This is a genomic window from Pseudoalteromonas sp. AWM4_233, assembly GCF_056158285.1.
The window spans coordinates 428,953-444,217 of the sequence record NZ_JBSWSZ010000001.1 but is presented as its reverse complement, the minus strand read 5'-3'; the positions used below and the strand labels follow the sequence as shown (position 1 = coordinate 444,217).

Genomic DNA, 15,265 nt, shown 5'->3' with positions numbered 1-15,265 from the left:
TTTTTACACACGCGTTACCCTACCCCAGACCTTGCATTTTCTTAAGTAAACTTTTGTAAAAAAATCCTACTCAGAGTTTTACTTTTTGTGCCTATTTTACCTTTACCCGCTTTCTTAATATGAGCTCAAACGCCATTGAGGGAAATATCATGAAACGCCTTTTCACATCTCGTCTTTTAAAATTAAGTGCGGTTGCAACTGCATTGACTTTGTTTTTTAACAGCCAAACAAGCTGTGCCAATGATGATGTAAGCAACAACACAGCCGCTAACATTGATACTTACGACGAGAGTTTCTTCACGCCATTTTCACCACAAAACCTGCGCGATATCTTAGAAAAAATTCCAGGAGCTAATAACCTGCTGTTGGCCATGAATAATAACAATGAAACCCGAGGTTTTGGCTCGTCAGGCGAGCAAATATTAATTAATCGACAACGCGTATCGGGTAAAGGTAATAGCATTAAAAGTGAGTTAGACAATATTCAGGCTAAAGATGTTGACTATATTGAGCTGATCAGAGGGTCGGTATCGGGTCTTGATGTACAAAGTAACGGCTTAATCATCAATGTCATGCTAAAAGACAACATCAGCACCGCGGTATTATGGAATATAGGGGTCACGAAAACAGACTCTATGCAAGGTAAACCGTTAGGTTCTTTAGTACTAAGTGGAGGTGAAGGCGATTTAACGTATCGCTTTGGTTTTGAGAGAAAGCTCTACCCTACAAAAATAAAAATCAATGAGCTGTTTAGCTCTGCTGACAATGAGCCGACAAAACACTACAAGCGCGTGCGTAAAAATTGGTTCCGCGAAGACATATTCAGCAATAAACTAAGTTACAAGCACTCCAACAACACCTCTATGACGCTGAACAGCATGTATAAAAAAATCTATCTGGATAGCGACTTTGACTCGACCTACATTCAACTTGCAGATAACACCACAACGGCGGATAACCTGACTTTTGATTGGGGCCTAAGAGAATGGGAAATTGGCGGAGATATCAGTCATAAAATTAACGACAAACACAGCTTAAAGCTGCTATTTATCGAAAACCGCAGTAAAGCCAACGATCAACTTTGGCAGACCATTATCAATGACGATGACAGCACCACGGCGGGATACCAACTCCCTCGACTTTACAGGGAATCAGAAAGCGTCGTTAGAGGCAGTTGGAAATACACACTCAACCAGCAACATAGCTTCGATTCTGGCGTTGAGCTAGCTATTAATAAACTCGATGAGAACCTTCAATTTATTGACAACCAAAATGATGTTTATCATTCGACTGAACTTAATGACATCAAAGAAACCCGCTATGAAGGCTTTAGTCATTATAACTATTCAATATCACAAGCAACGAACTTACAGGCCTCTTTGGTTTACGAGTATTCAAAACTGGATGTCGCTACTGATTTTAGCTTGCAAACCGATACCTTTGAGCAAGCAACTAGTGGCTCAACCCGTTCATTTAATTACTTAAAACCACGTATTAACTTGCGCCATGATTTAAATGACGCCATTCAGTTACGTACCAATTTAGAGCGAACGGTGAGCCAATTAAGATTAAATGATTTTGTGCCTCGCTTTAACCGAGAAGAACAGCGATTAGAAGAAACCAACCCTAACTTACGCCCAGAAGTCAGAGACGAGTTCTCTGTAAGTTTTGAGCGACAATGGCAAGCAACCTCAGGTAGTCTGACTCTGACGCCGTATTACCATAAGATCACCGATCTCATTGTTGAGATCCCACTAGTGAGCTATTCAGGTGAAGGTAATGTTGATAACGCGAAAGAATATGGTGTGAAACTTGAAACTGATTTTGGCCTCGACCCTATTGGCCTAAAAAATACTATGGTCAGTGTCAGCTACACTTGGCGAGACAGTAATATGCGTGACCCATTTACAGGTCAAGACAATAAAATAGCGAGACTTAGCGATAACGAATGGCAAGTTAAAATCAACCAAACCAATCTATTTAACAAAGTAGATTGGAGCATGACACTCTTTGATAAAAGCGCTTCACCATTTACACGATACGACTACACCAGCACACTGGATGATAAACTCAAAGTCAGAATGGAGTTAGATTATAAGTTATCATCTGACTTGAAGTTAACGCTTAAAGGCGATCGTTTATTGAGTCGTAAAACCAGAAATATCAGAACTCGACACACCGGCTTATTTACTGAAAATGGCATTTCACAGTACGAAGATCGTCGTTTTGAACGCTCTCCGCGCTTTACTTTACTGCTAAGCGGTCAGTTCTAACTGACTCCTTTATCTCTCAAAAGGCACGTTTGTAGCTTCGTGCCTTTTGAGACCCGTTAGGTATTTAGCAAGCTCTTAAAAACAAGAGCAAAACTACTCTAAAATCCACTTTGAGTGCTGTTTATCAGCACTGCCTGTCGACGTTAATTGTGGACGCTGCTTATCTTGGTTATACCAAAAATACTGCTGCCAATAGGTATTTTTAATATTCCAAACGCCTCCTTGATAAACAAACTCGTACTCCGCTTGTTTTGGCGAGTTCCATAATTTGCCATACCCTGATGAAGACCCACTATAGCTAAAGAACAATGCAGGTGCTTGGCGACTTCGTAAATAGTAACGCCCTTCACTTGCAGGTACTTTTAACCACTCTACAGGGTTATTCTTTACTGTAGTTAAGCGCTCATTATTATTTAAAGCAGATACCGACAGCGCCTTACCATCTACAGCAGACTTGATCACAACCGCTTTGCCACTGTCAGCTTGCTGCTTAGAAGGTTGCCAGTCGTTTGGTGGTGTTTGCCAAGTAAGTGACTTCCAGCGCCAGTTATAGGGCATTCCCATATAATCATCGTACAGATCTGCGTATCCGGGTTCTGCTTCAATGTTATATAAGCACTGACGACGCTCAGCATCTAATTGCGCAACACGCTCAGCTTGATTGGTTGTGCCTACATTTAATTCACTCATACAGGCTTCAAGTGTTTTGCCTGTTCCAGTTTCACCCGGGGCGAGTACATAGGTATGATCTCTATGATGCTGGTTGTCATACCACGCAAGCATCGCTTGTTCATCGAACGACAACCAATTGTCTACCAAGGTTTGTGCTTCTTGCCTTGCGTAAGCTTTGCGTGCACTTTTGTCTACGGCCATTGTACGAATGAATGCCGCCCATAGGTCTTTACTTGCTTCTAAGGCCACCAACGCAACTGGCTTCATATTACTTGCAGAATATGAATCCCATCCTGAATCAAGTCGAGTATTTTCTTGCCAGATCACATCGCCACTGCTGAAGTCGAGCACATCTTTAGTGTCATGTGTGTGCTGCTCTGCACCTTCTGAACATAAATAGGCTTTTACTTGCCATACTTTTTCGTAGTTATCCGCTGGTAAACGTACCGTATGTTCCGGGCTAAATGAGTCTTGGAATAAGTGCACCGCTCGACCAAACAAGAAGTAGTTATGATCCACTTCAGTTTTAGCTGAATAGCCTCCGCCATCCCATACTTGAATACGTTTTTGCTCAGCCATTGCGGCATTAACAAAGTGTTCAATAAAGCGCTTTTGACCGCGGTAAGCGGCATCTACACCACCTTGACCACCTATGTCATCATAACGGCGCATAAAGTGATCTTGTTGAAGATCGGCTGGTTCTTGCGAAATCGCACTAAAGCAGTTTGGTCCAGTCGGATCCGTACTGGCATTCGTCACATTAAACCCTGCAATGTCCACCCAGCGTTCGCCCACAATAGCTGCATAGATATCGTCATACTTAGGCTGGTAACTCGCATTGTTATTACTTTTAGCTTGTATACGCTGTACTTCATCATACGCTGCAGTTAAGTCTGTGCGCTTCGCCAGCCCTTGCTGCCAGTGATATCGAGGATCATTGGGATCAGTTTGAATGATGTGCTCTTGGTCTAGTAACTCCAGTGCCGCGGTACGTGTGAGCCATTCGTGACCCATTGGCATGATGCCACCGCCACCTAGTTGCGTGAATGCACTTGCTGACGTCGCACCTAGCAGTGCAAGACCAATACTCAGTTTTTTGATATTCATAATTTTCCTTATAGAACGGGCTTAATAAGCTTTTTACAGCTCATTTCCTTAAGCCAATAAAAATCACGCGCATAGTAGAGTTAAAACTTTAAAGTTACAACTATGTTAATAAAAGTTTAAAGGGAATAAGTGAGATTTTTTGATAACAGCCCTAAGCGGTTGGGGGAACTCAGGGCTGGAGTGAGTAATGATTACTGGCAATTCGAGTTCGGGAAGTTACTGACATGAGTCGCCATATGATCGGCGTAACTGTTATTTAAAATCGGCGTTGTGCCGTAATGACCCGCATCTTTACCTATGGTAAAGCTTTGAGATGCACTCAACCCAGATTTGATAAATGCTTCAGCATCCGTTTTTGCATTGCCATAAGCACGCACAATTTTAATGCCATTCGCTTCAAGCTGATTAATCTGCTCTGTTTTGTACTCAGCAGTACGGAATAAGCTGGTTTCATTACTCAATGATGTGCGCAGATAACCTTGAGGCAAGCCCATCCAAGATAGCCAACTGCGTGTACCTTTGGCATACCAATAAACACGCGCAGTCAGATAAATAGGCTGATAACCTAAATCCAAATAGCTACGCGCTAAGGTATAAGCCTCATCCTTTGCATCAGCATAATCTATGCCCGTGTAATCACCAATTTGCTCGGCATCAGACTCTGTCAATGTGCCATCAATGTCGAATAATACCGCTTCTGTATTTGGCTCTACGACCGTTAAGAAACCTTCTGTGCCTGTGCCATCAGCTGGAACGCCCGCGTAAATACGGTATTGGCCTGCAGACATACCTGGTAAAGATAAAGTCGCTTTGCCATCGCTGTTTGTGGTCGCTGTCGATAGATATTGCCACTGCGAGTCGTTCTGACCACGAATATAAAACTTCACTGTTTCAAACTCTAAGTCTTTATGCGCCACACTGCCGTAATCAAACTTAGCAGTTACTGTAACAGGCTTACCTACCGCGACAATTTCATCGTGGATCATATGAAAGCTTGGCAGCCAAGTAATAAAACGATTTGACCAGTTTTTATATTTGCCGGTTTCAAAGCTGGGCGCTTCAAAACGCTGCTCCATTAATTGTGGTTGCGGGCACTGTGGTAGTGCAAAAGCCGAGGCTGCGCTCAGCAGTAGCGGGGCAAAAAGCCATTTATTATTGTTCATATTCTTTCCTTAAGTAAAAACATCAATTACTTAGAATAGAATAAAAACTCAAAGTTACAAAAATGTTAAATATAAAATAAAAACTTAATTCATATAAAAAAGGCCGTGCACTTTATTAAGTGCGCGGCCTTTATGTATGCGTATGAAAATGAATTAGACGTTGCGCGATTTAGCCACGATTTCGACTTCTTTAGGCACTAAGAACACCCCTGAAATCGCTTTAAGATTGGCTTGCTTCCCTTCAGGCAGACTAAATTCAAACTTATGCGCTAACTGAGCAAACAAGGTATGAATGATGTATTTACCAAAATGTTCACCCAAGCAGCGGCGCTGTCCTAAACCAAATGGGAAAGCCTTACCCAACTGTTTTTTGCTCAACTCGCCATCTTCATCTAAAAAGCGTTCAGGCATAAATTCATGCGGGTTTTCCCACAGCGTTTCATCACGGGTAATACTGTAATTGTTAATCACCAATGGCGTGCCTTCGGCAAGAAAATATCCGTCTAATAGCGTGTCTTTACTTGTTGCATAATTGGCTGCAGGCATTGATGTAATTGAACAATGACGCAATACCTCACTAATAAACGCCTGTGTATAAGGCAGATCCGCTTTGTGCTTATTCAGTGGCACCGCGTTTTTACCCACCACTTCGTCGAGTTCTTTTTGTACACGCTGCTGTTGTTTTGGAAAAGCAGCCAAGTATAACAACGCCCAGCGCATAGCAAATGCACCAACACCGCCACCAGCTCCCGCGACTTGAGTCAGTGAACCGATGACAATTTCTTTTTCATCAATGTTTAAGGCTGCTTTCGTTTGTTCATCAACACTGTCATTTGCAGCAAACAAATAATCACATAAATCACGATACTCGCCCGGTTTATAATCGGCTTTACGACGGTCAACATTGAATGACACATATTGATCAAGGGCGTTTAGGTTGCCGCTAAACTTTTCAATCGCATCACCATACTGAGCATAATATTTCTCTTGCAGTTCAGTAGGCATCAACTCGTAACGCGTGCTGTTAATAAAACCATTTGGTAACCAACTTAAGCTTTTCTCGTCAAACAGGCCTTTTTCAAACTCACCAAAGCGATCATCAAACATGACCTTGTGTAAAAAGCTGGCAAGCTTAATAGATACTTCGCGATTTGGGTCAAATGGCTTACCCTCGTCGGCTTGCCATACCGCTGCGATATCCTCAATTTCAGTAGTCATCCATTGCTCAATATTACCCCAGCGCGTGGCAAAATATTCGCGCATGGCATGGGCAAATACTTTACGGTGTACCTGCCAAGGCTCGCCAGCTTCTAACTCTAAAAAGTGCTTTTGTGGTGCCACTTGCAGAATTTTATAGTCGGCTCGTACATTAAACACATCATTCTGTGTGACCAATGCTTCTTTGATGTATTGATAGCCGTTTAATACCACCAAATTGCCCTTGGCTGTTTCAACCGAGTAGATATCTCCGTACTTCTTTGATAGAGACTCGATAATTAGGTGGTAATCCTCACCCCAAAAAAACAGCTGCCCGTCTTCGCTGTTAAATGGGATGTGAGGAATACTCGGAGTCAGTTTATTAATGTCTAAATTGATTTGTGGTTGCGCCACGACGCTGTCTGTATTTTTCATTGCTCAAATTCCGCTGACTAAAGTTGGCGTTGCAGTGGTCGCTGCACTCGCTGTGAATTGCTCTGATTGCAGATACCAAACGAAAGGAAACTTTTCGGTGATCCGGAAGATCTTTTTGCCCTGAGAGAACACCAAATAGGTGCGATACAACACCAGATCATGGCTTGAAATCGCAAAGTGAGGTGCTAGCTCATTGGCATATTCAAATCCCCATGACAGCAAGGTTTTATAAGTTTCTACCTGAAACTTTTCCCAAGCTTTGCCGATGGGGATCTGAGAATGAGTCAGGGCACGAGAAAAATTCACGTTCATGTTGCCGTGATAAACCAAGGAGTCGGCGTATAGGTAAGGCAAGCCTGAGGTCTCGCCTTGCAATAAAATAACCCGCCTTTGGCAATGTGTTTCAGCTTGTTGTTCACTCGAGGTTGTGGCGATCGTGTCGCTATCAACATCGGCTTCAAACAGTTTATTCACCACCAACTTTTCATCGACAATACTTTCGATTAATTGGGTTACTGTGCCATCTGTGCCTAAAATGATTTTTTGCAAATGGCTTAAACGACTTAAATTAAAGCGATGTGGTTGCAACGCATCATCTAAATTACACAAGCACTCATCGGTTAGTCGGATCATAACGTTTTCCCGTCCCTGAGTAGCTATTTACTAAGCTCACGTAAGCCATCAAGGCGCAGACGTGAGAGTAGTTTTTGAGTGATCAAAGCCAATTCAAAATGAATGATGCGTGGCCAAGAACTGATATTTGGAAAGCCTAATAAAAACGAGCGCGCTGTATGCGTCATTTTATTTGGGCCATCTAAACGGTATTGCGCTGCAAACTGCGGGTTATGCAAAAGCTTTACGCGCAACAATGGATCTTTAAACAAGCTAGGGATCTCAGGCATGCAGCCGACTAGCTTTGCCATAGAATCCATGTAATGGCAGTAGTTCACCAAAGACGCCACATGTGGGGTGATCTTATACTCCGTCTGCCAGTGCTCGGTATCGTATTTAATGATGTCGACCATTTCTGATAGCGGCGGTAATGATTTCTCGCCACTGGCCAGCTGTGATAAGTAACGACATTGCATTTCAGCAATAACTGGAATACCCCCTTGTTGCGGGCGAACAAAACCGATAAACGACAGTGAGTCACCCATTTCAGGAATAAACATTTGTTTATACAAGTCACGCATATTGCTGATGCTGACATCTAAAAATGGGAAGCTCAGTTGATAGCCGGTGCAAAATACCACGGCATCAATTTCTTCACGCGTGCCATCTTGAAACACCACGGCGTTTTTTTCAAAACGCACAATGCCACCAATGTTAGGCACTACTTTGCCATCGGCGATTGGCCTGAATAGTCGCTCATTTTTAGTGACGGCCTGATGGTGAGAAGGGCCTGATTTTTTCAGCCACTCACCTCTGATCCGCACATGATCATTACGGCTATTCACATATTTATTGAAAATACCTTTGGTGATCCCACCATGATAACGATGTGGTAATTTGTTCACGATGCGTGATGTTAACCAGCTGGTATCTATGGTGAAGTAAGGATCTTCTTGGAACGCCATATAGCGCGGTGCCACCGCCGGGTAACGACGCAGCGATAAGATACATTTACTCGCAACCTCTGAAATCTCAGAAGTAATGTCGGCACTACTTTCACCCAAACCGACACATAACACGCGTTTACCCGCATATTTTTGCTTATCGCGGTAATCATTCGAGTGCTCAATTTCACCCTCGAACATATCTAAACCTGCAAGCTCAGGCAGTTTTGGCTTTTGGAAATGACCCGAGCAAACGGCAACCATGTCAAAGGTGTCAGTTTGTTCAGCCATGCCATGTTTCGTGGTGACCTGCCATTTTCCCGCTTGCTTTTCTACCTTTCGTACTTCGTGATCGTAATGAATGTATTGACCTAATTCGAAGCGGGCAAGATATTCGCCTAAGTAGTTAACGTATTCTTTTTTTGACCAGAACTTCAGCTTTTGCTGACTCGGTACATAATCTGAATACGCCATAAAGTAATTAGAAATGGTTAGGTGCAAATCTTCATAGATTTTTTTATCGGCAAATACACCACCAAAGCTTTCTGCTTTTTCAAAACAGACAACCTCATGGCCTCCGTCTGTAAGCTGTTTGATGGCGGCAATGCCTGATAAACCAGCACCGATGACTGCGATTTTTTTTCTCATTTTTCATTCCTTGTTTAACTAGGAGGTGTTTGCCGGAGCAAACGTGTTACGCCTCGCTCATCGTGATCTGGGTGTTATTTTCAGATCACGATTGAGCAGACAACCCAGATAAGCATTGACGCGATAATTTTCCGTTGCGATTACGAGGCAGTGCATCGTGCACTATCACCTGCTCTGGCAACATGTATTTAGGTAAACGTTTGGCACAGTGAATTTTTAGCGTTAATAAAGACGGCGCATCGCCCTCTACGGCAATATGCGCATGGAGTGTTTTTTGGCTGCTGAGCTCAACTAAACACTCTTTCACTGCTGGGTGCTGGTAAATAGCGCGTTCAACTTCACCAAGATGAACTCGATAACCATTCACTTTCACCATATGATCTTGACGACCGACATACATCAACTCTCCCAGCTCATTGAAATAGCCGATATCACCTGTGTTATAAGCTTCTGATTGCAGATCTGCGCGCCCCCAATAACCGCTGAAAACAGTCGGGCCAATTACAGTAACAAAGCCTTGCTCGCCCACAGGCAGTGCTTTACCTTGTTCATCACAAATTGATAGCAAAGCATTGCTGGCTGGGTAACCTATAGGCAGCTTGTCTGGTACTACCCGAGGGACTTTGTAGTAACTACAGACATTGGTTTCGGTCGGGCCATAGAAGTTGTAAAGCTCGGCATTGGGAAACGCTTCACGAAGTTGTTTAAGCGGTTTAATCGCAAAAGCTTCACCGGCAAAAATAATGGCTCTAAGTTGCTGGCAACGCTCTGCAAAGTCCGCCTCAGCTTCTAGCATCATCACCAATGCGGTCGGCACTGAATACCAAATACTGATCTGCTTTTGGGCGACAAATGACACTAATTTTTGTGCCACATAGCTGTCGATTTCAGACACCAAATGAACACTTGCGCCTGATAACAAAGCCACATAAATATCCAGCACTGATAAATCAAAATGCCAAGGGGCATGGTTAGCAAAACGATCTTGCACTGTTGCATTGAGTTTATTCGCCGACCATTCAATAAAGGCAAGGGCATTTTCATGACTGATTTTGACGCCTTTTGGCACGCCAGTTGAGCCAGATGTGTACAGCATATACGCCAAATCTGTACCTTTACCCTGTTTTGGTAAGTTGAGCTGGCTTGGTTGCTGAGCAGAAATATGCTGCCACGTGTGTACATGCAATACTGAGCTTATTAGCGCATCTTCGTCTAATACCACAAAGTCGCATAAAGCATTATCACCGCGCTGATATTGACTAAACTTAGCTTTATTGGTGATCAATACCTTCATGTCGCAGTCTTGACGAATAATATCCACACGCACTTTCGGATTCATTGGATCGATTGGTACATAAACGGCATTGAGTTTACTCACCGCCAACATGCCAGCCAAAGCTCGACATGATTTATCACACCAAAGCCCCACTCTATCACCCGCTTTAACGCCAATTTTTTGCAGCAGCACAGCAATTTGAGTCGCCCTGAGTTGTAATTCACCATAACTATACGACTCTGTGCTATCGCTCACTGCCAGAGCTTTTTCACCTGCACGCACTAAGCCTTGGGTTAATACTTGATTGAGCAATTTCATAGCAGACCCAACCTATTGCAAATGAGTTCTCGTTGAATATCTGACGTACCTGAGAACAACACCGACCCTAGGGCATCACGAATGCTGCTATCTATGCCGCTTTCTTGTAAGTAACCGGCCGCACCATGAATACGAATGGCGTCAATACCCGATTGCACAAACGCTTCGCTGATGGCTAACTTACTTGATGCCACTGCTTTGGTGTTATCAACGTCTTGCGACTTTTGCCAAGCCGCGAAATACAGTAGTAAGCGCGCACTTTGCAAACGTACTTCCATATCGGCAATACGATGTGACACTGCCTGAAATTTGCTGATGGTTTTATCGCCTTGCTTACGGGTATTGGCAAACTCAATGCAGCGCTCTAAATCGTGCTGCATCACACCAATGAATAAAGCAAATAAACAACAGCGTTCCCAATCCATAGAAGCAGCAAAAATACGTGCGCCTTGCCCTTCAGTGCCTAGTACATAGTCCTTATGCACTTTTACCTCATCAAAAAACACTTGGTTGAGCTGCGCCGAATCAAGCCCTAACTTTTTGTAGCTTTTTCCTACTTCAATGCCTGGTAAATCAGCAGGCACAACAAAGGCCGTTTGACCTAAGTAGCCAAACTTAGGGTTGGTGGTCGCATAGAGAACAAAGTAGTCGGCCACACTGCCGTTAGTCACATAAGACTTAGCACCACTGATGATGTAGTAATCACCTTCTTTGGTTGCCTTGGTGGTTAATTTGCCTATATCTGAGCCTGCTTCAGCTTCAGAAATGGCATTTGCCGCAATTTTCTCGCCACTGGTTAGTGCCGGTAATAATTCATGTTTCAGTGTTTCACTGCCATGTTCATAAATCGGCATAACGCAAGCAAAGGTGTGTGCAGCACCGGCAAATAAAATGCCGGTATCTGCACAACCTTGACCAAGACCCTCTAAAATTTTAACTGTGGTTAAAATGTCAAAACCACTGCCACAAGGTGAGTAGCGGCTATCTACGGGTAAACCGTAGTAGCCAAACTCACCCAGTGATCGCCAAGCTTCCATTGGAAACTCGCCTGCAGAGATCTTCGAAAAGTCGAGATCTCGTGCAAAGCTCAAGGCGTGCTCATGTAATGCGAGCTGATCCTCATTCCACGCAAAGTTCATGCTCTATCCTCAACCAGCCATTTGTTTGCGGTCGTATTCTTCAATGGCATTTCTAAAGATGGTCGGGGCTTTCCATCCTTCACAATCAAAGCAACAGCCACCTAATAGACGGATGACTTCATCGCGTAAATCAGGGTTTTGCATTTGATAGCCAAAGAAAATTGGGTAAATCCAGAAGTAACGAATAAGATCTGCAGCAATTTGCTGACCGCCATTACTCCAATCGCGGTATTCGTAGAAAGGCGTTTTCCAATCGTTACCATCGATGGCACGTTTAATGGCATCTGCGGCTTTAATGCCCTCTTTCATGGCGAATGACACACCATAAGAGAAAATTGGATCTAAGAATCGATGCGCATCACCGATACATAACCAACCATCTCCTACAAACGGCTCAATACGGTAAGAGAAGTCTGCCATAGATTGCGACTCACCTACGCGCTCTGCATTTTTGAAACGGCGCCTGATCTCAGGGCTGATATGCTCCATACCCCATTCGATGGCATCATCTGGGTTTTTACATTCTTTGTAGTACAAGTCTTTCGGGATCACTATTCCTAGACTGTCTGTATCAGGTGAGATTGGAATGATCCACGACCAGTGATACTGCTTTGAATATAAAATGGTGGTATTCGTTGAGAAAGGCGGTAAGTCACGCTCAACATTTTTATAATGTGCAAAAGAAGCGATCTGCTGTGAAAAGAACTCAATTTCACGTTTGCCTGCAATGCCCTTGCGCGATAAAAAGGTATTTTGACCACTGGCATCTACCAGTACCTTTGAGCGTACTTGATGCTCAACGCCATCGGCTTTATAAATCGCGCCAACCACTTTTTCTTCATGTTTGATCACATCTTTAACTAAGCCTTGCTGATATTCAACGCCATGCTCTAGGGCTTTACGCTTTAACATGTTGTCAAAGTCGCTACGGCGTACCTGCCAAGTCGGCGCTAAGATAGGAATAAAGAACTCATTTTTTGATAGTGAACCAATCACGTTCACACCGGGTTTATCTGGGAAACCTGCCGCATTCATTTCATCCGCCAAACCGAGATCGCGTATGATCTGCCCCGCGTTACCAGTTAGTGATTCGCCAATGTGAAAGCGCGGAAACTCATCTTTTTCAATACATAAAACCGATAAGCCTTTTTTGCGACACTCTATACCGCATAAGCTGCCTGCTGGGCCACTGCCAATAATAACGACGTCGTAACTTTTAAACTGATCCATTACATTGCTTCCCTATTTAAGAAATCTTCCACTACCCAAACAAATTCTTCTGGGCGTTCAGAAGCCGAGAAGTGACCACAGCGAGAAAGGCGAGTAACACTGGCTTTATCAAGAAGCTCAGCGGCTTTTTCACTCCATTCTGGAGGAATAATTTGGTCGTGATTACCTGCCACAAATAAAGTGGGTACCATCACCCCGTCAAAGGTTTTCGCAATAGATTGACGCGCATAATCATCTAAGAAGCTGTGATAGGCAGGGCGAGACAGAACATCATCAAGTAATGACTCTAAGGCTGGCGTCATCTTTGGTGGGTGGTAATAAGCGGCTGCCAAGAATTGCTCTGGGTTTGACGACATTTTCTTTAAATCACCCCACCAGTTTTCGACGTCTTCAACTAAACCAAAGCCACTACAAACCAGGGCTTTTACTTTCTCAGGGAAGCGACGGGCAATCTCGGTCGCAATCATGCTACCTGCAGAGTTCGCCACCAACACCCACTCTTGTTCTTCAAGCGTTGCAAGGTATTGCAATGTAAACTCAACATGATCAACATAAGATGGCGCTTCATTGGCACTTTGGCTCAGCCCAAACCCCGCTAAATCAAGCGCCACGGCATTGTGACGACCTTGTACTGAACGCAGTGTTGAAGACCAAGATGTTGAAGGATTGCCAAGCGCAGGCAGTAAAATCCATAAAGGGCCATCGCCTTTAACTCGCAATACATGCTGTTTAAAGCCTTCACCTACATCCACCAGCTCACTCTGAATGCCATAGCTTTCTTGTAATTTCACCAGTCGCTCTAGCTCAGATACCGATTGCTCAGCCTGCATCTCATCTTTTGCGCTTAAGGTGTTAATAAGTGCTGCAAGTGTTTCTATATTCTCAAAATGCACAGGGGTAATATCGTGCTCAGGGATCTTCGCACCATAGCGCTGATCTACATGCGCAAGTAATCTCACCATCGATAGTGAGTTTAAAATACCTAGCTCTAAAAGCGGTGTGTGCTGATCTAAATCAGGTGCCGCACCTTCAAGTAATTCGTTGTTTATAAAGTCGATTAGTTCTTCAATCATGCTAGTTTCCTGTCTAGTCTTTGCAAATCCTTCAACCACGACTTATTTGCTTTGAATAGTAAGCGATGCCGCGAATGTTCGGGTTCAGTTTGAATCTATTAAAAACCTTACAGGGAATGTTGATATAGCCATATAGCCCCTGTGGACTATGGCCTTGGTCCGTTGGGACTATAGGAATGTTCTACGCTTAGCTATACCTTGATGGCTCGCTATCACAGTTAGGAAGACTGCAATGCAGCAAACTAAAAATCACTTAGTCAGCCCGGTTAGTCGTGCTGATATTCCTGAGTTAGAGCCCATTTTGCAGGGCATTGAGAACAACCTAGGGTTTATTCCAAACGGCATTTTGACCATGGCTAAAAACCCTATGCTAGCTAAAGCATTTGGGCAGTTGTTTGGGTGCTTAAGCCAATTTGAACACATCAGCACAGAACTAAAATGGGCGATTGCCACCATTAGTTCTAATGCTGCGGGGTGCCAATATTGTCAGGGGCATTTCTCGCATATCGCTAGTCGCGTGAATGTGAATCGTGCCAAGGTCTTGGCCGCATTTGAATTTGAAACCAGCATTTTATATGACGATGCTGAACGCGCTGCACTTCGCTTTGCATTTGCTGCAAGCACCTCGCCTGCTCACCTAGAAAAACACCATTATGACAACTTAGGTAAGCACTTTAGTGAAGCAGCAGTGATTGAGATCTCAGCGGTCATCGCCATTTGTGGTTTTTTAAACCGCTGGAATACCACTATGGACAGTCAACTAGAGGCCGATCCAGCGGCTATCTTGGCTGAAATTAATCAACTAAGCCGTTTTTCGATGTAGGAGCTGTTATGCCTGATATTACTTTTATTGATTTTAGCGGCAATGAAACCACCATAGATGTGCCTGCTGGGACTTCTTTAATGCAAGCCGCGATGGAAAACATGATCGATGGCATTGAAGCTGAGTGTGGAGGTTCAGGCAGTTGCGCAACTTGTCATTGTTATTTAACAGACGACTGGCAAGGCAAGGTAAACGAACCAAATAGTAGTGAAGCAGATATGCTAGAAATGGTCTCTGAGCCGACTGAGTTAAGTCGTCTAAGTTGCCAGGTTTTAGTGTCTGATGAACACCATGGCTTGCAAGTAAGATTACCAGAATCTCAATACTAGCTCTGGATAATTTTAGCTTTAGCCAC

At 43.7% G+C, this 15,265-nt stretch carries 12 protein-coding genes; 3 read left to right on the top strand and 9 right to left on the bottom strand.

The window, feature by feature from the left end; translation table 11 throughout:
• Positions 1 to 149: 149 nt before the first annotated feature.
• Positions 150 to 2,273 carry a TonB-dependent receptor plug domain-containing protein gene (locus ACXAC4_RS01890; protein WP_475158626.1) on the top strand — a complete coding sequence of 708 codons (2,124 nt, stop codon included), beginning with the start codon at positions 150 to 152 and terminating at the stop codon, positions 2,271 to 2,273.
• A 93-nt stretch (positions 2,274 to 2,366) separates the two neighbouring features.
• On the opposite strand, the gene ACXAC4_RS01885 is transcribed toward ACXAC4_RS01890, so the two are convergent.
• The 9 genes from ACXAC4_RS01885 to ACXAC4_RS01845 form a co-directional block, all read right to left on the bottom strand.
• Complete coding sequence (locus tag ACXAC4_RS01885) at positions 2,367 to 4,052, bottom strand: hemolysin D (RefSeq protein ID WP_475158623.1); 1,686 nt, start codon at positions 4,050 to 4,052, stop codon at positions 2,367 to 2,369.
• A 191-nt stretch (positions 4,053 to 4,243) separates the two neighbouring features.
• Positions 4,244 to 5,215 carry an LNS2 domain-containing protein gene (locus tag ACXAC4_RS01880; protein ID WP_475158621.1) on the bottom strand — a complete coding sequence of 324 codons (972 nt, stop codon included), beginning with the start codon at positions 5,213 to 5,215 and terminating at the stop codon, positions 4,244 to 4,246.
• Positions 5,216 to 5,368: 153 nt separating this feature from the next.
• Positions 5,369 to 6,847, bottom strand: coding sequence for a cytochrome P450 (locus ACXAC4_RS01875; protein ID WP_475158619.1), 1,479 nt, complete (start codon positions 6,845 to 6,847; stop codon positions 5,369 to 5,371).
• A gap of 3 nt (positions 6,848 to 6,850) precedes the next feature.
• Positions 6,851 to 7,480: a chorismate--pyruvate lyase family protein gene (locus ACXAC4_RS01870; RefSeq protein ID WP_421963553.1), complete on the bottom strand. Its 630-nt coding sequence runs from the start codon at positions 7,478 to 7,480 to the stop codon at positions 6,851 to 6,853.
• Between the two features lie 23 nt (positions 7,481 to 7,503).
• Positions 7,504 to 9,051 carry an NAD(P)-binding domain-containing protein gene (locus ACXAC4_RS01865; RefSeq protein ID WP_475158616.1) on the bottom strand — a complete coding sequence of 516 codons (1,548 nt, stop codon included), beginning with the start codon at positions 9,049 to 9,051 and terminating at the stop codon, positions 7,504 to 7,506.
• An 85-nt stretch (positions 9,052 to 9,136) separates the two neighbouring features.
• Entirely contained in the window at positions 9,137 to 10,645 is a 1,509-nt protein-coding gene (locus ACXAC4_RS01860; protein WP_475158614.1) for an amino acid adenylation domain-containing protein, read from the bottom strand.
• Positions 10,642 to 11,784 (bottom strand): acyl-CoA dehydrogenase family protein, encoded by a 1,143-nt coding sequence (locus ACXAC4_RS01855; RefSeq protein WP_475158612.1) that lies wholly within the window; start codon positions 11,782 to 11,784, stop codon positions 10,642 to 10,644. Before ACXAC4_RS01855 ends, ACXAC4_RS01860 begins: the two co-directional genes overlap by 4 nt.
• A 9-nt stretch (positions 11,785 to 11,793) precedes the next feature.
• Positions 11,794 to 13,014, bottom strand: a complete 1,221-nt coding sequence (locus tag ACXAC4_RS01850) for an NAD(P)/FAD-dependent oxidoreductase (protein WP_390446637.1) — start codon at positions 13,012 to 13,014, stop codon at positions 11,794 to 11,796.
• Positions 13,014 to 14,087 carry an alpha/beta fold hydrolase gene (locus ACXAC4_RS01845; RefSeq protein ID WP_475158608.1) on the bottom strand — a complete coding sequence of 358 codons (1,074 nt, stop codon included), beginning with the start codon at positions 14,085 to 14,087 and terminating at the stop codon, positions 13,014 to 13,016. The genes ACXAC4_RS01850 and ACXAC4_RS01845 overlap by 1 nt, the downstream gene beginning before the upstream one ends.
• Before the next feature lie 232 nt (positions 14,088 to 14,319).
• On the opposite strand from ACXAC4_RS01845, the gene ACXAC4_RS01840 reads away from it, so the two are divergent.
• A complete protein-coding gene (locus tag ACXAC4_RS01840) occupies positions 14,320 to 14,910 on the top strand; it encodes a carboxymuconolactone decarboxylase family protein (RefSeq protein WP_475158607.1) in 591 nt (196 codons plus the stop codon).
• 8 nt (positions 14,911 to 14,918) lie between these two features.
• On the top strand, positions 14,919 to 15,239 hold the full coding sequence (locus ACXAC4_RS01835; protein WP_130254559.1) for a 2Fe-2S iron-sulfur cluster-binding protein: 321 nt from the start codon (positions 14,919 to 14,921) through the stop codon (positions 15,237 to 15,239).
• The last annotated feature ends 26 nt before the right edge of the window (positions 15,240 to 15,265 follow it).